At 56.7% G+C, this 17841-nt stretch carries 18 protein-coding genes; 9 read left to right on the forward strand and 9 right to left on the reverse strand.

Annotation, left to right across the window (positions count from 1 at the left end; genetic code table 11):
• Nucleotides 1-18: 18 nt before the first annotated feature.
• From rnd to V1603_RS17085, 5 genes are all read right to left on the reverse strand, one after another.
• A complete protein-coding gene (rnd, locus tag V1603_RS17065; protein WP_166712706.1) occupies nt 19-1134 on the reverse strand; it encodes a ribonuclease D in 1116 nt (371 codons plus the stop codon).
• 83 nt (nt 1135-1217) lie between these two features.
• On the reverse strand, nt 1218-2903 hold the full coding sequence (gene fadD / locus V1603_RS17070) for a long-chain-fatty-acid--CoA ligase FadD (protein ID WP_162874940.1): 1686 nt from the start codon (nt 2901-2903) through the stop codon (nt 1218-1220).
• A 203-nt stretch (nt 2904-3106) separates the two neighbouring features.
• Complete coding sequence (locus V1603_RS17075; RefSeq protein ID WP_163329891.1) at nt 3107-3688, reverse strand: Slp family lipoprotein; 582 nt, start codon at nt 3686-3688, stop codon at nt 3107-3109.
• Nucleotides 3689-3725: 37 nt separating this feature from the next.
• Nucleotides 3726-4421: a tRNA (adenosine(37)-N6)-threonylcarbamoyltransferase complex dimerization subunit type 1 TsaB gene (gene tsaB, locus V1603_RS17080; protein WP_163329890.1), complete on the reverse strand. Its 696-nt coding sequence runs from the start codon at nt 4419-4421 to the stop codon at nt 3726-3728.
• A gap of 66 nt (nt 4422-4487) precedes the next feature.
• On the reverse strand, nt 4488-6398 hold the full coding sequence (locus tag V1603_RS17085; protein WP_023325496.1) for an ATP-dependent DNA helicase: 1911 nt from the start codon (nt 6396-6398) through the stop codon (nt 4488-4490).
• Between the two features lie 133 nt (nt 6399-6531).
• Here V1603_RS17085 and V1603_RS17090 point away from each other — a divergent pair, with 133 nt between their 5' ends.
• A complete protein-coding gene (locus V1603_RS17090) occupies nt 6532-6876 on the forward strand; it encodes a RidA family protein (protein WP_008500498.1) in 345 nt (114 codons plus the stop codon).
• Between the two features lie 6 nt (nt 6877-6882).
• Here the strand turns inward: V1603_RS17090 and V1603_RS17095 are convergent, their stop codons facing one another.
• Complete coding sequence (locus tag V1603_RS17095) at nt 6883-7065, reverse strand: YoaH family protein (protein WP_008500497.1); 183 nt, start codon at nt 7063-7065, stop codon at nt 6883-6885.
• 61 nt (nt 7066-7126) lie between these two features.
• Between V1603_RS17095 and pabB the strand changes: the two genes are divergently transcribed.
• The 3 genes from pabB to sdaA all read left to right on the forward strand — a co-directional run bounded on the left by pabB (nt 7127) and on the right by sdaA (nt 10585).
• Nucleotides 7127-8455 carry an aminodeoxychorismate synthase component 1 gene (gene pabB, locus V1603_RS17100; RefSeq protein WP_395313996.1) on the forward strand — a complete coding sequence of 443 codons (1329 nt, stop codon included), beginning with the start codon at nt 7127-7129 and terminating at the stop codon, nt 8453-8455.
• A 2-nt stretch (nt 8456-8457) separates the two neighbouring features.
• Nucleotides 8458-9036: a CoA pyrophosphatase gene (locus V1603_RS17105; protein WP_116339264.1), complete on the forward strand. Its 579-nt coding sequence runs from the start codon at nt 8458-8460 to the stop codon at nt 9034-9036.
• A gap of 184 nt (nt 9037-9220) precedes the next feature.
• Nucleotides 9221-10585: an L-serine ammonia-lyase gene (gene sdaA / locus V1603_RS17110; RefSeq protein WP_028013531.1), complete on the forward strand. Its 1365-nt coding sequence runs from the start codon at nt 9221-9223 to the stop codon at nt 10583-10585.
• 250 nt (nt 10586-10835) lie between these two features.
• Here sdaA and yoaE read toward each other — a convergent pair whose 3' ends face one another.
• Entirely contained in the window at nt 10836-12395 is a 1560-nt protein-coding gene (gene yoaE / locus V1603_RS17115; protein WP_116339262.1) for a CNNM family cation transport protein YoaE, read from the reverse strand.
• A complete protein-coding gene (locus tag V1603_RS17120) occupies nt 12383-12592 on the reverse strand; it encodes a protein YoaL (RefSeq protein ID WP_371199783.1) in 210 nt (69 codons plus the stop codon). Before V1603_RS17120 ends, yoaE begins: the two co-directional genes overlap by 13 nt.
• Nucleotides 12593-12856: 264 nt before the next feature.
• Between V1603_RS17120 and manX the strand changes: the two genes are divergently transcribed.
• The 5 genes from manX (at nt 12857) to mntP (ending at nt 17016) form a co-directional block, all read left to right on the forward strand.
• A complete protein-coding gene (manX, locus tag V1603_RS17125; protein WP_163329887.1) occupies nt 12857-13825 on the forward strand; it encodes a PTS mannose transporter subunit IIAB in 969 nt (322 codons plus the stop codon).
• A gap of 47 nt (nt 13826-13872) precedes the next feature.
• Nucleotides 13873-14673, forward strand: coding sequence for a PTS mannose transporter subunit IIC (gene manY / locus V1603_RS17130; RefSeq protein WP_003859914.1), 801 nt, complete (start codon nt 13873-13875; stop codon nt 14671-14673).
• A 12-nt stretch (nt 14674-14685) separates the two neighbouring features.
• Nucleotides 14686-15537 (forward strand): PTS mannose transporter subunit IID, encoded by an 852-nt coding sequence (locus V1603_RS17135; protein WP_006810994.1) that lies wholly within the window; start codon nt 14686-14688, stop codon nt 15535-15537.
• 54 nt (nt 15538-15591) lie between these two features.
• The gene (locus tag V1603_RS17140; protein ID WP_163329886.1) at nt 15592-16050 is read left to right on the forward strand and encodes a DUF986 family protein; all 459 of its coding nucleotides are present in this window, start codon (nt 15592-15594) and stop codon (nt 16048-16050) included.
• Nucleotides 16051-16449: 399 nt separating this feature from the next.
• On the forward strand, nt 16450-17016 hold the full coding sequence (gene mntP / locus V1603_RS17145) for a manganese efflux pump MntP (protein ID WP_061099650.1): 567 nt from the start codon (nt 16450-16452) through the stop codon (nt 17014-17016).
• Here mntP and rlmA read toward each other — a convergent pair.
• A complete protein-coding gene (gene rlmA / locus V1603_RS17150) occupies nt 17013-17828 on the reverse strand; it encodes a 23S rRNA (guanine(745)-N(1))-methyltransferase (protein ID WP_116339256.1) in 816 nt (271 codons plus the stop codon). The genes mntP and rlmA overlap by 4 nt on opposite strands.
• Nucleotides 17829-17841 lie beyond the last annotated feature (13 nt).

Here is a 17841-nt window from a genome sequence, read left to right on the forward strand (position 1 = left end):
TACCGGGGCTACAATTCTTTAGCGTGGGTATGCTTCCAGCAGCGTATTCAGGCGATCGGCCATCAATTCCCCGCGCCAGCCCGCCATCAGTTCCGGCACGCCATTCTGCGGTTTTAGCTTCCAGTGCCAGTTCAGCAGCTGGTTAATCTGCCTGCGTGACGCCAGCAGTTCTGCACTCAGTTTGCTTTCCGTTGCGGCATCCTGCACCAGCACTTTGATATCCTTAAACGCTTTGCGGTAGCCCGGCATATCCATCAGATTCAGCAATGGCTCAGGCAGCGCCTCTTCCGGAAGCTCCTGCGCTTTGGCGACGAGGGCCAGCAGGGTTTTACCGTGGAAGCGGATCTCGCTCCCCGAAAGCCCGATGCTGTCCAGTTCGCCCAGGCTGCCCGGCATATAGCGTGCGACCGCCCAGAGATGCTCTTCGCGAACCACGAAGTTAACAGCCAAATCGCGTTCGCGCGCTTTGCGTAAGCGCCAGTCGGCTAACAGTTGGAGGCACGCCAGCTGACGCGTACGCAGCTGCCAGGCGTTGCTGATGTCGCGCCAGGCTTCTTTCGGATCAACCACTTCCTGACGACGCTGCTGTGTCATACGGCACTCGTCCAGCGCGGCTGACAGCCAGCCGGAGGCTTCCGCCTCTTTCATCAGCTGTCCGGCAATCGGCAGCAGGTAAAACACGTCTGCCGCCGCATATTCCAGCTGGCGCTCGGTAAGCGGACGCGCCAGCCAGTCGGTACGGGATTCACTTTTATCCAGCGTCAGGCCCGTGTACTCCTCCACCATGGCGGCAAATCCCCACGACAGCGGACGACCGCTGAACGCCGCAAGGATCTGCGTATCAATCAGCGGCTGAGGCATGATGCCAAAGGTATTCAGAAAGACTTCCAGATCTTCACTGCCCGCGTGCAGGTATTTCGTTACCGCAGTATCCAGCAGCAGGTCACGCATCGGCGCCCAGTCGGTAATGCCGAGAGGGTCGATCAGCGAGACGTGCTTACCGTCGTACATCTGAATCAAACCCAGCTGTGGATAATAGGTGCGAGTACGGACAAACTCGGTATCCAGAGCGATGGCAGGAAAGTCGCGCGTTACTTCGCAGAGCGAAGCCAGCTCGTCGTTGGTCGTGATCATCTGGTAATTCAAATCGGATTCTCTTTTGTTTGCGCCCATAAAAAACGCCGGCTTAACCGGCGTCTGGGCGATTAACGTGAAGCTCAGGCCTTATTGTCTACTTTGGCACGGGCTTCGTCACGTAATTCTCGTCGTAATATCTTCCCGACGTTGGATTTCGGCAGCTCATCGCGGAATTCCACCAGCTTCGGTACTTTATAGCCCGTCAGCTGACGACGACAAAACGTTATCAGCGCTTCCTCGGTAAGAGAAGGATCTTTCTTGACCACAAAAATCTTCACCGCTTCACCGCTGCTGCCGGAAGGGACGCCGACTGCCGCCACTTCCAGCACGCCGCTGTGCTGCATCACCACGTCTTCGATTTCGTTCGGGTAGACGTTGAAGCCGGAGACCAGGATCATATCTTTTTTGCGATCGACGATGCGCAGGAAGCCTTCGTCATCCATCACCGCAATATCGCCGGTGTGCAGCCAGCCGTCTTTGAGGATCTCGTCGGTCGCATCAGGGCGCTGCCAGTAACCCAGCATCACCTGAGGCCCTCTGACGCACAGCTCGCCTGGCTCACCGTGCGGCACTTCGTTACCCTCATCATCCACCAGCTTTGCTTCCGTGGACGGCACCGGCAGGCCGATGCTGCCGCTGTGGTAGTCGATATCGTGCGGGTTGACGCTCACCAGCGGCGCGCACTCCGTCAGGCCATAGCCTTCCAGCAGATATTGCCCGGTTAACTTCACCCAGCGCTCGGCCACCGCCTGCTGAACCGGCATGCCGCCGCCCGCAGAGAGATGCAGCGTGGAGAAATCGAGCTGCTGGAACTCTTTGTTGTTGAGCAGCGCGTTGAACAGGGTGTTCACCCCGGTCATGGCGGTGAACGGATATTTCGCCAGCTCCTTCACCAGCCCCGGGATATCGCGCGGGTTGGTGATCAGTACGTTTTGCCCGCCCAGTTCAATAAACAGCAGGCAGTTCATGGTCAGCGCGAAAATGTGATACAGCGGCAGCGCGGTGATCACCAGCTCTTTGCCCGGATGGAGCAGCGGCCCGTAGGTGGCATTGACCTGCTCAAGGTTCGCCAGCATGTTGCGATGTGTAAGCATCGCCCCTTTGGCCACGCCGGTTGTGCCGCCCGTGTATTGCAGGAAGGCCAGGTCTTCTGAGACCACTTCCGGCTTGACGTACTGCATGCGATAGCCCGCATGCAGCGCGCGGCGGAAAGAGATAGCGTCCGGAAGATGGTATTTGGGCACCAGACGTTTGACGTATTTAACGACAAAGTTAACCAGCGTCCCTTTGGCGGTGGAAAGCTGATCGCCCATGCGCGTCAGGATGACGTGCTTCACCTGGGTTTTGTCGACCACTTTTTCCAGGGTATGGGCAAAGTTAGAAACAATCACAATCGCCACCGCCCCGCTGTCGTTCAGCTGGTGTTCCAGCTCGCGCGGCGTATAAAGCGGGTTGACGTTGACGACAATCATCCCGGCACGCAGGATGCCGAACAGCGCCACCGGGTATTGCAGCAGGTTCGGCATCATCAGCGCGACGCGATCCCCTTTTTGCAGCCCAAGCCCTTCCTGCAGATAAGCCGCAAACGCCCGGCTACGCTCCTCAAGCTTACGGAACGTCATCACCTCGCCCATATTCACAAACGCGGGCTGGTCTGCGTAACGTCTTACCGAGTGCTCAAATAATTCAACCAGGGATTGATAACGGTCAGGATTGATCTCCGCAGGCACATCTGCGGGATAACGGTTAAGCCAAACCTTTTTCAATGCATCACCTCTGAAATGAGTGTTCGTCGTCATCACAGCCCCGATAATAAACAGTTTGTTAACATTATATTAACTCAGCGTACCAGTTTATTAATTGTTCAGATTGCAGGTTGCGAAGCGCGTCACTCTTTTTTTTCGTTTTATCCGTAAAAAAACAGAGACAGCGGCTGAGCCGCTGTCTCTTTCCTAATAATAACAGTAAGTTACTCAGTTACGATCGTTTGCACCTGTGCAGGGCCCGGGTTATACCATCCCCATCCCGGATAACCGTAACGATAAGGATGTGGACCCCACATCCACGGATCGATTGGCTGAGGCGGCATCACCACCTGCTGTGCGAGCCGCCAGCGCTTATAGCCGTTCACCTGCATGGTCATAAATTTGTACGGCGTGTTGCCGATTTTGCCCTGCACCGAACCGGTAATCGGTCCGACGACGGTCACCAGCTGTCCGCGAAAATCGACCGGATCGAGGAAGCCATTCACGTCAGCATAGATACGCCCGCGAGAAGCTTCACCGAGGACGGGCCGCGCGCCGCTATCGAGAGGTACGGTGGCGATTTCCAGACGGGTTTTCCCCTGCTGGTTCTGCACCTCGATCACTTTCCCGCCAAAGCGGGCTTCCTGGCCGACGTAAAGCTCGGGCGCATTCATCACCCGAACCAGATCCTGCTGTGGCGTCGGGCTGCTGCCCTTGATCGCATCAGGTACGGTTACGCAACCGCTCAGTGCTATGGCAACCGCGCCTGCCATAAAAAGGCGTACTACTTTAGTCTGAACCGCCATGATGCGACTCCTTTTTCTCAGTTCCTGTTACTGAGATTCACTCGCGGCCCGGAAGTTTCTTCCACGCGACGGTGTTTCGCAAATAAACCGGCTCCGCATGTTCAACGGCAACGGTTTTTCCTTCCGCAAGCAGCTGACGGGCAATCGGGAGCATATCTTCTGCCGCTGGCAGGAGCATGTTGCCGTCCACCAGCGTCACGCCTGTGCCGCTCGCCATCTCCGGCCACGCCGGCCAGCCCGTGCCGACCGTCGCCCACTCGCCGGACAGCTGCTTCAGGCGTTCAGTCACGGCTTCAGGCTTAAGTACCGCTTCCGTCTCTTCGCCGTGCCAGACGCCGTTTTCATCGCGGGTATATTCCGCCCAGTAAACTTCGCCCATGCGGGCATCAATAGCGGCGAGCACGCGGGTCGCGCCCGTCATGCGCCAGGCCCCCTGCGCCATCGTGGCGAGCGTAGAGACGCCGATCATCGGCAGTTCAGCGCCGAGCGCGAGCCCCTGCGCAATACCAATGCCAATACGTACGCCCGTAAAGCTGCCGGGACCGCGGCCAAAGGCCAGGGCATCGAGGTCGGTTAAGGCGGTATTGCCCTGGGTTAAAATGGCTTTTACCAGGGGCAGAATACGCTGGGTGTGTTCCCGGGGACACTCTTCGAAATGGGCAGAAACAGCACCGTCGTTCAACAGAGCAACAGAGCAAGCCTCTGTCGCGGTATCAATAGCCAGAATTCGCATCAGTCGTCGCGCTCTCGCAAGGGTCAGTCACAAAATGGCGCGCATCTTAGCACACTCCGGGGCGAATTACTCCGCCGTTGGGTTTGCCAGAAAGCGCACCGCGCGTTTAATGTCCCGCGTACGCGGGGCGGGCGGCAGGCTGGCGAGGAAGGTCGCACCGTAAGGACGCATAACCAGCCGGTTATCACAAATGACCAGCACGCCGCGATCGGTGACGTCGCGGATCAGACGCCCTACCCCTTGCTTCAGGGTAATGACCGCATCCGGTAGCTGAACCTCGTCAAACGGATCGCCCCCGCGCAGGCGGCAGTCCTCCATCCGCGCTTTAAGCAGCGGATCGTCCGGCGACGTGAACGGCAGCTTATCGATGATCACCAGCGAGAGCGTGTCGCCGCGCACGTCCACCCCTTCCCAGAAGCTGCTGGTCGCCACCAGCAGGGCGTTACCGGCGCTGACAAACTGCTGGAGCAGTTGCCCTTTGCTGGTTTCCCCCTGCAGCAAAACCGGCAGGGTCATGGTGGCGCGAAACTGCTCGGCGAGGTCGCGCATCATGGCGTGTGAAGTGCAGAGCATAAAGCAGCGCCCGTTGTTGGCCTCAATCATCGGCTTGAGCATCGCCGCGAGAAGCCGCGCCGCACCCGGCTGGTTCGGCAGCGGCAGATTGCGCGGCACGCACAGCAGCGCCTGCTTTTCGTAATCAAACGGGCTGGGCAGCAGCAGTGATTCCGCCTGCTCAATGCCGAGGCGCTCGGTGAAGTGGTGCAGATCGTCATTGACCGACAGGGTGGCGGAGGTGAAGATCCAGCTTCCCGGCTTCTGCGCCATCACCTCTTTGAATTTATCGGCCACCGTCAGCGGCGTGAGCGCCAGGGTAAAGTGGCGCGAGGTACATTCGTACCAGTAGCTGTATCCAGGCTGATTGATCTCTTTCAGCCGTTTCAACCGACCGCGATACAGTGTGGCGCGCTCGAAGGCGGCGTCAAGCAGCGCCGAGCGTCCGAGGGACAGCTTCGCCACGTCGTAGCAGAGTTCCAGGGCATCATCGAGCAGCAGCAGCGCGCGCTGGATATTTTTGTCCGCCAGCAGCTCGCGCAGGTTGCCGCGATAGCCCGGCTCGCCAAGCTGTAAGCGGAAATCCTGCGCGCTTTGTGCCAGGCGGTCGGCGCACTTCTGCAGCTGCTGGGTATCTTTGAGTTCGGTCCGGTAGGCAATGGTGAAATCTTTTGCCAGATCCTGAAGCTGGCGGCTGGAAAGCGACTGGCCGAAATACTGGCTGGCGATATCCGGAAGCTGATGGGCTTCATCGAAGATCATCACATCCGCCTCCGGGATCAGCTCGCCGAAACCGCTGTCCTTAACCACCATGTCCGCGAGGAACAGGTGGTGGTTCACCACCACAACGTCTGCATCCATCGCGGTTTTACGCGCTTTCACCACAAAGCAGTCTTTATACAGCGGGCAGTCGCTGCCGAGGCAGTTGTCGTTGGTGCTGGTTACCAGCGGCCAGGCCGGGGAATCTTCCGGCACGCTCGCGCAGGTGCTGATATCGCCCTCTTCAGTCTGGTTCGCCCAGGCGCGCAGAATAATGACGTCGCTCAGGGTTTGTACCGGCAGATCGCCGCCCGCCAGCGCCTGCTGTTCAAGTCGCTCCAGGCAAAGGTAGTTTGAGCGCCCTTTCAGCAGCGCCAGACGCCCTTTGTATTTCAGCGCTTTTGCTACGGTAGGCAGATCGCGGCTGTAGAGCTGATCCTGCAGCGCTTTCGATCCAGTGGAAATAATCACCTTCTTTTTCGCGCGCAGCGCAGGCGCAAGGTAAGCATAGGTTTTACCCGTGCCGGTTCCGGCCTCGACCACCAGCGGCTGAGCCTTATCGATGGCGCGTGCAACGGCGTGCGCCATCTGACGCTGAGGCTCACGGGGCTTGAAGCCGGGGATCGCCTGCGCTAATTGACCTTCAGGGGAAAAATCGTCTGCCACGTTGCTCTCTCACTGTATTTTTGCACAGGGATTATGTCAGCCCATTCTCTCCTGTGCCACCCCAAATAGTGACGACAGTGGAACAATATGGCAGTCTTGCCGCCTGACGACGAAAAATAACGAGGAAACGTTTATGACAATTGTGCGCATTGATGCCGAAGCCCGCTGGTCTGATGTGGTGATCCATAACCAGACGCTCTACTACACCGGCGTACCCGCTAACCTGGACGCGGACGCGTTCGAACAAACGGCTAATACCCTGGCGCAGATTGATGCCGTGCTGGAAAAACAGGGCAGCGACAAATCCCGGATTCTGGATGCGACCATTTTCCTGGCCAATAAAGATGATTTCGCGGCGATGAACAAAGCCTGGGATGCGTGGGTAGTGGCGGGGCACGCACCCGTACGCTGCACCGTACAGGCCACGTTGATGAAACCGGAATATAAGGTTGAGATTAAGATTATCGCGGCAGTTTAAGCCCGATTACTCTTCATCTTCATCCTCGAAACGCGCCACGATCCGCTCGCCGGTATGCGTGGCGCGCAGTTCTTCCGCCACCTGGGAAATCGCCTGTCCGCTGCTCATCCCCTGGGACATCAGTTCCTGGATTCGCTCAACCGCTTTCTGCTGCTGTTCATGGCTCAGAGAAGGTAAACCTGCAAACATCGTCAACTCCTGCTAAATTATTCGCGCTAATTATTTCACGCTGCCCGATAGTATGCCACACATGAACATGCGCTTCCCCACTGTTATTACCTTGCCCTGGCGTGCAGACGCCGCTGAATTCTGGTTTGCCCGCCTGAGCCATCGTCCGTTTGCGATGCTGCTGCATTCCGGTCATGCGGACCACCCCTATAGCCGCTTCGATATTCTGGTGGCCGATCCGGTGAAGACGCTGACAATCGATGACCTGTCGTTAACGGACGATCCGCTGGTGCAGCTTCAGCAAGCCATTAACGCACTGGGCTTATCTGCCACACCGAATCCGGACCTCCCCTTTCAGGGGGGCGCGCTGGGCCTGTTTGGTTACGATCTGGGTCGCCGTTTCGAAACGCTGCCGGAGCATGCGCAGGCTGATATTTCCCTGCCGGACATGGCCGTGGGGCTGTATGACTGGGCGTTAATTGTCGATCACCAGAAACGAACGGTTTCCCTTCTGAGCCATCAAGACGTGCAGGCGCGTCTGGCCTGGCTTGAGGCGCAGCAGCCTGCCCCGGCACGGACGTTTACGCTAACCTCCGGCTGGCGCTCGAACATGACCTCAGCGGAATACGCCGAAAAATTCGCGCGCGTTCAGTCGTATCTGCAAAGCGGCGACTGCTATCAGGTTAACCTCGCCCAGCGTTTTCAGGCGACGTATCAGGGGGACGAGTGGCAGGCCTTTATCCGTCTCAATGCCAGCAACAGGGCGCCGTTCAGCGCGTTCGTACGTCTGGAACAGGGGGCGGTCCTTAGCCTGTCGCCGGAGCGCTTTATTCATCTCGCGGAGGGCACGATTCAAACCCGCCCGATTAAAGGTACGCTACCGCGTCTTGCGGACCCTGATGCCGATCGCCGGCAGGCGGAAAAACTCGCCGCATCACCGAAAGATCGTGCCGAAAACCTGATGATTGTCGACCTGATGCGTAACGATATTGGCCGGGTCGCCGAGCCAGGCAGCGTGCGCGTGCCGGAACTGTTCGTCGTCGAGCCTTTCCCGGCGGTGCATCATCTGGTCAGTACCATTACCGCGCGTCTGCCCGCCTCTCGCACCGCCTGCGATCTGCTCCGCGCCGCATTTCCGGGCGGCTCCATCACCGGCGCGCCAAAAATTCGCGCCATGGAAATCATCGACGAGCTGGAACCGCACCGCCGCAACGCCTGGTGCGGCAGCATCGGCTATATCAGCCTGTGCGGCACCATGGATACCAGCATTACCATTCGCACGCTGACGGCCTGCGGCGGCAATCTGTACTGCTCTGCGGGCGGCGGCATTGTGGCGGACAGCCAGGTCGAGGCGGAATATCAGGAAACCTTTGATAAGGTGAACCGTATCCTGAAACAACTGGAGAACTAACGGTGGAGAAAGAGAACCTGACGCTGGATGATTTTCTGTCGCGCTTTCAGCTGTTGCGGCCGCAGGTCAACCGCGAAGCGCTGAATCAGCGCCAGGCGGCGGTGCTGATCCCGGTGGTGCGTCGGGAACAGCCGGGCCTGCTGCTTACGCAGCGCTCGCCGCATATGCGCAAACACGCCGGTCAGGTGGCCTTCCCGGGAGGCGCGGTGGACAGCACCGATGCGTCGCTGATTGCCGCCGCGCTGCGGGAAGCGCAGGAAGAGGTGGCTATTCCTCCTGAAAAGGTCGAGGTCATCGGCGTGCTGCCGCCGGTCGACAGCGTCACCGGCTTTCAGGTCACACCCGTGGTCGGCATTATCCCGCCTGGCCTGCAGTATCACGCCAGCGTCGACGAAGTCTCTGCAGTGTTTGAAATGCCGCTTGAAGAGGCGCTCCGGCTAAGTCGCTATCATCCGCTGGATATCCATCGCCGGGGGCATGACCATCGGGTCTGGTTGTCCTGGTATCAGCATTATTTTGTCTGGGGCATGACGGCGGGCATTATTCGTGAACTGGCGCTGCAAATCGGCCTGAAGCCTTGACTATACTTTACATTCCATCCTTTTTTGCAGGTTTGCGATCCGCGTCGCGCTATTAGCAAAACCCATCGTCAACCATTAGTTTAATTCATGTGAATAGTTAAGCCGAGGTCGGTGTTCCCTCTTACACTATGCGCAGTTATAACATCGTTACTGGAACCCCGGTAACCCTGTCAGGAGTGTGAAAGTGATTAGTATATTCGACATGTTCAAAGTGGGGATTGGTCCTTCTTCTTCCCACACTGTAGGGCCGATGAAGGCCGGTAAACAGTTCGTCGATGATCTGGTCGAAAAAGGATTACTGGAAAGCGTTACCCGTGTCGCCGTAGACGTTTACGGTTCACTGTCATTAACGGGTAAAGGCCACCACACCGATATCGCCATTATTATGGGTCTGGCGGGCAATATGCCGGACACTGTTGATATTGATGCCATCCCGGCATTCATCCGCGACGTGGAAGCGCGCGGTCGCCTGCTGCTGGCTAACGGTCAGCACGAAGTGGATTTCCCGCAGGATGACGGCATGCGTTTTCGCAGCGACAACCTGCCGCTGCATGAAAACGGCATGACTATCCACGCCTGGAGCGGCGAAAAAGAGATCTACAGCAAAACCTACTACTCCATCGGCGGTGGCTTCATCGTTGACGAAGAGCATTTTGGTAAAGAGAGCGCGGGCGACGTGAACGTGCCCTATCCGTTCAAATCGGCCACCGAAATGCTGGGCTACTGCAAAGAAACCGGTCTGTCGCTGTCCGGCATGGTGATGCAGAACGAACTGGCGCTGCACAGCAAAAAAGAGATCGAGGACTATTTTGCCAACGTGTGGCAAACCATGCGCGCCTGTATTGACCGCGGGATGAACACCGAAGGCGTCCTGCCTGGGCCACTGCGCGTGCCGCGTCGTGCCTCTGCCCTGCGCCGTATGCTGGTGACCACCGACAAGTTCTCTAACGACCCGATGAACGTGGTCGACTGGGTAAACATGTTTGCCCTCGCGGTAAACGAAGAGAACGCTGCGGGTGGTCGCGTCGTGACTGCGCCAACCAACGGTGCGTGCGGGATCGTCCCGGCTGTGCTGGCCTACTACGATCACTTTATTGAGCCCGTGACGCCGGATATCTATATCCGTTATTTCCTCGCGGCAGGCGCTATTGGCGCGCTGTACAAGATGAATGCGTCCATTTCAGGCGCTGAAGTGGGCTGTCAGGGTGAAGTGGGCGTAGCCTGCTCCATGGCGGCGGCCGGTCTGGCCGAGCTGCTGGGTGCAAGCCCTGAACAGGTTTGCGTGGCGGCGGAAATTGGCATGGAGCATAACCTCGGTCTGACCTGTGACCCGGTCGCGGGCCAGGTGCAGGTGCCGTGCATTGAGCGTAACGCGATTGCTTCCGTCAAAGCGATTAACGCCTCGCGCATGGCGATGCGCCGTACCAGCGAACCACGCGTGTCGCTGGATAAGGTAATCGAGACCATGTACGAAACCGGCAAAGACATGAACGCGAAGTACCGTGAGACGTCGCGCGGCGGTCTGGCCATTAAGGTGCAGTGCGACTAATCCTCTCTTTCGCCCATCCGCAACGGATGGGCGAATTTCTCCCTTCATTCTCGTCTCCTTCTTCTTTCCCCACTACACTTTTACAGTCGCGGCTGCTCGCGCACTGCCTGATATCAGGCAGCGGCTAAGTATTGGACTCGTTGCGAAAGGGGTTGAGAGAAGCGGACGCGGTATTAACGCCACAATGGCTGGCGGGAAATTCGTCCCCGCCAGCACATCATAACGGGCACATCGTACCCGTTAAGCAGACTTATTCATCTTCGTCGTGTGCAGACTGTTCTTTAACAATGCGGACCAGATCGACGCGGTAGTCGTTGGCTTCAACGATAGTGATGTGCAACGGAGGAAGCTCGATTACATCTCCGACGCGCGGGATCTGACCGTTTACGGCGATAACCAGACCCGCCACGGTTGCGATGTCTTCTTCGTCGTTAACCACGTTCTCCAGCCCCAGCGTGTGCGAGAGCGCGTGCAGGTCGGTCGCACCTTTGACCAGCCAGCCTTCGCCGTCGGCCACAATCTCAGGCGTTTCGTCTTCATCCGGGAATTCACCGGCAATCGCTTCGAGAACGTCCAGCGGCGTCACCAGCCCCTGTACCACACCAAACTCGTTGGTGACGATAACAAAGCTACCGCGCGCGCGACGCAATACGCCCAGCAGGTTGATCGGATCCAGCGTTTCCGGCACGACAATCGCCGGCGACGAAGCTGCAATCGCCTCTACGTTGACGCCCTCTTCCAGCGCCACCAGCATCTCTTTTGCCCGCACGACGCCGATGATCTCATCCAGCTCACCGCGGCATACCGGGAACAGGCTGTGCGGTGAAGAGAGCAATTGCTGACGAATTTCATCTACGCTCAGGTTCGCATCCACCCAGCTAATTTCCCCGCGCGGCGTCATGATGCCGCGCAGCGAGCGGGAGGCAAGGGAGAGCACGCCGTTAATCATGTAGCGCTCCTCTTCCACAAACGCCCCTTCCGGGACCGGCACCGGGTTACGGTTTTCGGAATCAGACTGGACGTTCACCTGGCGACGCCCTCCCATCAGGCGCAGAATGGCGTCCGCCGTACGGGCGCGCAGCGGCTGATTTGACTGCTGCTTAATAAAGTTACGGCGCGCAATCTGGTTGAACAGTTCGATCAGAATCGAGAAGCCAATCGCGGCGTACAGGTAGCCTTTCGGAATATGGAAGCCAAAACCTTCCGCCACCAGGCTCAGACCAATCATCAGCAGGAAGCTCAGACAGAGCACGACCACCGTCGGATGCTGGTTGACGAAGCGCGTCAACGGTTTCGAGGCCAGCAGCATTACCGCCATAGCAATGACCACAGCCGCCATCATCACCGGCAGATGGTTCACCATACCGACTGCAGTAATAACCGCATCCAGCGAGAAGACCGCATCCAGCACCACAATTTGCAGTACCACGACCCAGAAGCTGGCATATCCTTTACCGTGCCCATCATCGTGCTGACGGTTTTCCAGCCGTTCATGTAGCTCCGTCGTCGCTTTGAAAAGCAGGAATATCCCCCCGATCAGCATGATCAAATCACGCCCGGAGAAGGTGTAATCCATGACGGAGAACAGCGGTTTAGTCAGCGTGACCATCCAGGAGATGACGGAGAGCAGCCCCAGTCGCATGACCAGCGCCAGCGACAGACCAATCAGACGCGCTTTATCACGCTGTTTTGGCGGCAGTTTGTCCGCAAGGATGGCGATAAACACCAGGTTATCAATACCGAGAACGATCTCCAGTACGACCAGCGTGAGCAGTCCCACCCAGATTGACGGGTCCATTAAGAATTCCATGACAAGCTCCTGCTAAAGGAATGACAAAACGGTGCCCCACTCAACGTGGGCAAATATAAGGCAGACAGAGTCGATACGTGGCGTGGTTCGCCGGTGAAAAAGGCGCGGAATGGCCTGGTAGATGACTGACGTCGGTGACGGTCCATATAGTGGGCTGTAGCCCTATACTCCTGAACAATTAAACGGAGGCTAAACATATCAGACACAATGCATTTTTAGCAAAGATTTACGTTCCTTTGCAAAGATCTGTAACACAGTGGCTGTACCCTTAAGATAAATCTGTCGCGTGTGGCTAAATTACGGATCTTCATCACATAAATTATTTTTTCACTATCTAAAATAATTCGCGGAAGTCTTAGTTTTTGAACTCTAACCCTTATCTGAATCGATTCGGTTCGCCAATACGATTCTCAGTACGTCTGCCCGGCAGGCGTATTAATGATAATAAAAGGAGGTAGCAAGTGACCATTGCTATTGTCATAGGCACACATGGTTGGGCTGCTGAGCAGCTACTCAAAACGGCAGAGATGCTGTTGGGCGAGCAGGAAAACGTCGGCTGGATCGATTTCGTTCCCGGTGAAAATGCCGAGACGCTGATTGAGAAGTACAACGCTCAACTCGCGAAGCTGGATACCAGCAAAGGCGTGCTGTTTCTCGTCGATACATGGGGCGGCAGTCCGTTTAACGCTGCCAGCCGCATTGTCGTCGATAAAGAGCATTATGAAGTCGTCGCCGGGGTTAACATTCCCATGCTGGTGGAAACCTTTATGGCGCGCGACGACAACCCGAGCTTCGATGAGCTGGTCGCGCTGGCCGTTGAAACCGGTCGTGAAGGCGTGAAAGCCCTGAAGGCTCAGCCGGTTGAAAAACCTGCCCCTGCCCCGGCTGCGGCGGCACCGAAAGCGGCGGCACCGGCAAAACCGATGGGACCGAACGATTACATGGTTATCGGCCTTGCGCGTATTGATGACCGCTTAATCCACGGGCAGGTGGCGACACGCTGGACCAAAGAGACCAACGTTCGCCGCATCATCGTCGTCAGCGACGAAGTGGCCGCTGATACCGTCCGTAAAACCCTTCTGACTCAGGTTGCACCACCGGGCGTTACCGCGCACGTGGTGGATGTCGCCAAGATGATCCGCGTTTACAACAACCCGAAATATGCGGGCGAGCGCGTGATGCTCCTGTTTACTAACCCGACAGACGTCGAGCGCATTGTTGAAGGCGGCGTGAAAATTACCTCCGTGAACATCGGCGGTATGGCTTTCCGTCAGGGCAAAACGCAGGTCAACAACGCGATTTCAGTCGATGCGAAAGATATCGAGGCGTTCAACAAGCTGAATGCCCGCGGTATTGAGCTGGAAGCCCGTAAAGTTTCCACTGACCCGAAACTGAAAATGATGGATTTGATCGGTAAAGTTGGGAAATAAGCCCGCGCCGGTTTTTCACATAAAGCTTATGTCATAGGAGAAGTACAATGGAGATTACCACTCTTCAGATTGTGCTGGTGTTCATCGTCGCGTGTATTGCGGGTATGGAATCCGTACTTGATGAATTTCAGTTCCACCGCCCTCTGGTGGCCTGTACGTTGATTGGTGCCGTTTTGGGTGATATGAAAACCGGTATCATCATCGGCGGTACGCTGGAAATGATCGCCCTCGGCTGGATGAACATCGGTGCTGCCGTTGCGCCCGATGCCGCGCTGGCCTCTATCATCTCGACCGTTCTGGTTATTGCCGGTCATCAGAGTATCGGTGCAGGTATCGCCCTGGCCATTCCTCTGGCCGCAGCGGGCCAGGTGCTGACTATTATCGTGCGTACCATCACCGTTGCGTTCCAGCATGCGGCGGATAAGGCGGCCGAAAATGGCAACCTCACGGCACTCTCCTGGATCCACGTTTCGTCCCTGTTCCTGCAGGCGATGCGTATCGCGATCCCGGCGGTTATCGTTGCGATTTCTGTCGGCACAAGCGAAGTTCAGGGCATGCTGAATGCGATCCCTGAAGTGGTCACCAGCGGTCTGAACATCGCGGGTGGTATGATCGTCGTGGTGGGTTACGCAATGGTCATCAACATGATGCGCGCAGGCTACCTGATGCCGTTCTTCTACCTCGGCTTCGTCACCGCCGCCTTCACCAACTTCAACCTGGTTGCACTGGGTGTGATTGGTGCCGTGATGGCGATTCTCTACATCCAGCTCAGCCCGAAATATAACCGCGTTGCGGGTGCCCCAGCGCAGGCTGCTGGTAACAACGATCTCGATAACGAACTGGACTAACAGGTGAGCGAAATGGTTGATATGACAAAAACTACCACCGAGAAAAAACTCACTCCGGGTGATATTCGTGGCGTGTTCATCCGTTCTAACCTGTTTCAGGGTTCATGGAACTTCGAACGTATGCAGGCGCTGGGCTTCTGCTTCTCCATGGTACCGGCGATCAAACGCCTGTATCCGGAAAACAACGAAGCGCGTCGTCAGGCGATTAAGCGTCACCTGGAATTCTTCAACACCCATCCTTACGTCGCGGCTCCTGTTCTGGGCGTGACGCTGGCGATGGAAGAGCAGCGTGCGAACGGCGCGGAGATTGACGATGGTGCCATCAACGGTATCAAAGTCGGTCTGATGGGTCCGCTGGCTGGCGTGGGCGACCCTATCTTCTGGGGTACCGTTCGCCCGGTCTTCGCGGCGCTGGGTGCCGGGATCGCGATGAGCGGCAGCCTGCTCGGTCCTCTGCTGTTCTTCATCTTGTTCAACGCGGTGCGTCTGCTGACCCGTTACTACGGCGTGGCGTACGGCTACCGTAAGGGCGTGGACATCGTTAAGGATATGGGCGGCGGCTTCCTGCAGAAACTGACCGAGGGGGCGTCAATTCTCGGCCTGTTTGTGATGGGGGCGCTGGTTAACAAGTGGACGCACGTGAACATCCCGCTGGTGGTTTCGACCATCACCGGTCAGGATGGTCAGACCCGCGTCACCACCGTGCAGACGATTCTGGACCAGCTGATGCCTGGCCTGGTGCCGCTGCTGTTGACCTTCGCCTGTATGTGGCTGCTGCGTAAGAAAGTGAACCCGCTGTGGATCATCGTTGGCTTCTTCGTCATCGGTATCGCGGGCTACGCTGTCGGCCTGCTGGGCCTGTAAGACATTGCGTTATCGACCGGGGGCATGCCCCCGGTCTTTTTATCTGGAGGATGAATGACTGTTACGGACATCGTACTGGTTTTATTTATTGTTGCCCTTCTGGCTTACGCGATCTATGACGAGTTCATAATGCCTCGCCGCCACGGCGAGACGCTGCTGTCCCTTCCCCTCTTGCGCCGAGGACGCATTGATGCGTTTATCTTCGCGGGCCTGGTGGTCATTCTGATATACAATAACGTGACCAGCCACGGTGCAATATTAACCACATGGTTATTATGTGCGCTGGCATTAATGGCGATTTACCTTTTCTGGATCCGCTCGCCAAAACTCATTTTTAAAAAACACGGATTCTTCTTCGCCAACATATGGATAGAATATAACCGTATTAAAGAGATGAATTTATCCGAAGACGGCGTGTTAGTGATGCAATTAGAACAACGCCGCCTGCTCATCCGGGTCAAAAATATTGATGACCTTGAAAAAATCTACAACTTACTCGTTAAAACTCAATGATTTATTATTATAACCTCGGCTATATATTGTGATATTCTTTCGCAAAGAATATAGCCGTTGCTATATCTTCCCTCCTCATTGACTTATATTTATTAACGATATTTTCACGCATAAATCTAAATGAAAATCGTTATCAAAAAGGCGAATAAATTAAGCCTTTATCATTGTTGTTTTATATTCTCAAAATATGTTAAGGTTGCGCCCGTCGTTGGGGAGTAGCCGATTTCCTGCACGCAGGAAATGTACGTGTCAACATACTCGTTGAAAAACGTGGCGCGTACGGATCGCTTTCAGCACACTTACCGTGCAAAAGGGATCAGGCGAGACCATAGATACATCAACTGCTGTTTACTGGGGGCAGTGATGTGTCATATGGATATCCCCGGTCTGGACGCTCTTATGAACATCTCCGCTACGATCCTTCTCGCTTTTGGCATGTCCATGGACGCATTTGCGGCTTCCATCGGCAAAGGCGCCACGCTTCACAAACCTAAATTCTCAGAAGCTCTGCGCACCGGTCTGATCTTTGGTGCCATCGAAACGCTGACGCCGCTCATTGGCTGGGGTTTGGGCATGCTCGCCAGCCAGTTCGTGCTGGAGTGGAACCACTGGATTGCGTTCGTCCTGCTGGTATTTCTCGGTGGCCGAATGGTGATTGAAGGTTTTCGCGGGAATGATGATGAAGATGAAGCACCGCTGCACCGCCACGGTTTCTGGCTGCTGGTCACTACGGCAATTGCCACCAGCCTGGACGCCATGGCCGTCGGGGTGGGTCTGGCGTTCCTGCAGGTCAATATTATCGCCACCGCGCTGGCCATCGGCTGTGCAACGTTGATTATGTCCACGCTGGGCATGATGGTTGGACGGTTTATCGGCCCGCTGCTGGGTAAACGCGCCGAGATCTTAGGCGGTATTGTGCTGATCGGCATTGGTGCCCAGATCCTCTGGGCACACTTCGCACCTTAAGCGTCGCGCTGCCAGACGTGGATACTGAAATCCGTCTGGCAGCCAAACGTCGTTCGAGCCGCTAACGCATCCCATACTTCCGGTTTTGCCCGCCACGCGAACGGCGTCATTTGCAGCAGGGCTACCGCCTCTTCACCGTTTAAATTCATTTCATACGCCACTGACTGCTCCTGCTTCAGCGTAAAGCCTGTCAGCTGTTCAGAGTGCGGGGCATGCAGACGCACCTCGTCGTAAATGAGCCCTTTCAGCTCCATCAGGTGACGCGGGCCCGGCGTGACGGTTATCACCCAGCCTCCGGGCTTCACCACGCGCGCCAGCTCTTCTGCTTTACACGGCGCGTAAATGCGGATAACGGCGTCCATACTGACATCCTCAAACGGCAGCCGGTGGCTGGATGCCACGCAGAACGTCACGCCAGCGTAACGTTTAGCCGCCGCGCGGATCGCCACTTTCGACACGTCGAGACCGAATGTCACGGCCCCCTTTTCACGCACCACATCCGCAAACCGTGCGGTGTAGTACCCTTCCCCGCAGCCGATATCAAGCATGGCGGACGCCGAATCAGGCAACATGTCATTCAGCATCTGCGCTACCGTTTCCCGCAGCGGCAGATAGTGTCCGGCATCGAGAAACGCCCTGCGCGCCTGCATCATCTCTGCGCTATCGCCCGGATCGCGGGAGCGCTTGTGCTGCACCGGAAGAAGATTCACATACCCTTCTTTCGCCATATCAAACTGGTGTCCCTGCGGACAGGCATAACTTTTATCTGAGCGCGTCAGGGACGCGTGGCAAAGGGGACAGCTGAAGGACATGACAACTCCGGGA

This window comes from Enterobacter sp. ECC-219 (assembly GCF_043966805.1).
In the GTDB taxonomy this organism is placed as follows: Bacteria; Pseudomonadota; Gammaproteobacteria; order Enterobacterales; family Enterobacteriaceae; genus Enterobacter; species Enterobacter cloacae_N.

What these genes read in the sequence shown, in the direction of transcription:
- V1603_RS17095 (WP_008500497.1), bottom strand. Translation starts at nt 7,065, where the DNA reads ATGTTTGCAGGTTTACCTTCTCTGAGCCATGAACAGCAGCAGAAAGCG.
- rlmA (WP_116339256.1), bottom strand. Translation starts at nt 17,828, where the DNA reads ATGTCCTTCAGCTGTCCCCTTTGCCACGCGTCCCTGACGCGCTCAGAT.
- tsaB (WP_163329890.1), bottom strand. Translation starts at nt 4,421, where the DNA reads ATGCGAATTCTGGCTATTGATACCGCGACAGAGGCTTGCTCTGTTGCT.
- V1603_RS17120 (WP_371199783.1), bottom strand. Translation starts at nt 12,592, where the DNA reads ATGTTTAGCCTCCGTTTAATTGTTCAGGAGTATAGGGCTACAGCCCAC.
- mntP (WP_061099650.1), top strand. Translation starts at nt 16,450, where the DNA reads ATGAACATCTCCGCTACGATCCTTCTCGCTTTTGGCATGTCCATGGAC.
- manY (WP_003859914.1), top strand. Translation starts at nt 13,873, where the DNA reads ATGGAGATTACCACTCTTCAGATTGTGCTGGTGTTCATCGTCGCGTGT.
- V1603_RS17075 (WP_163329891.1), bottom strand. Translation starts at nt 3,688, where the DNA reads ATGGCGGTTCAGACTAAAGTAGTACGCCTTTTTATGGCAGGCGCGGTT.
- pabB (WP_395313996.1), top strand. Translation starts at nt 7,127, where the DNA reads ATGAACATGCGCTTCCCCACTGTTATTACCTTGCCCTGGCGTGCAGAC.
- yoaE (WP_116339262.1), bottom strand. Translation starts at nt 12,395, where the DNA reads ATGGAATTCTTAATGGACCCGTCAATCTGGGTGGGACTGCTCACGCTG.
- V1603_RS17090 (WP_008500498.1), top strand. Translation starts at nt 6,532, where the DNA reads ATGACAATTGTGCGCATTGATGCCGAAGCCCGCTGGTCTGATGTGGTG.
- V1603_RS17140 (WP_163329886.1), top strand. Translation starts at nt 15,592, where the DNA reads ATGACTGTTACGGACATCGTACTGGTTTTATTTATTGTTGCCCTTCTG.
- rnd (WP_166712706.1), bottom strand. Translation starts at nt 1,134, where the DNA reads ATGATCACGACCAACGACGAGCTGGCTTCGCTCTGCGAAGTAACGCGC.
- V1603_RS17135 (WP_006810994.1), top strand. Translation starts at nt 14,686, where the DNA reads ATGGTTGATATGACAAAAACTACCACCGAGAAAAAACTCACTCCGGGT.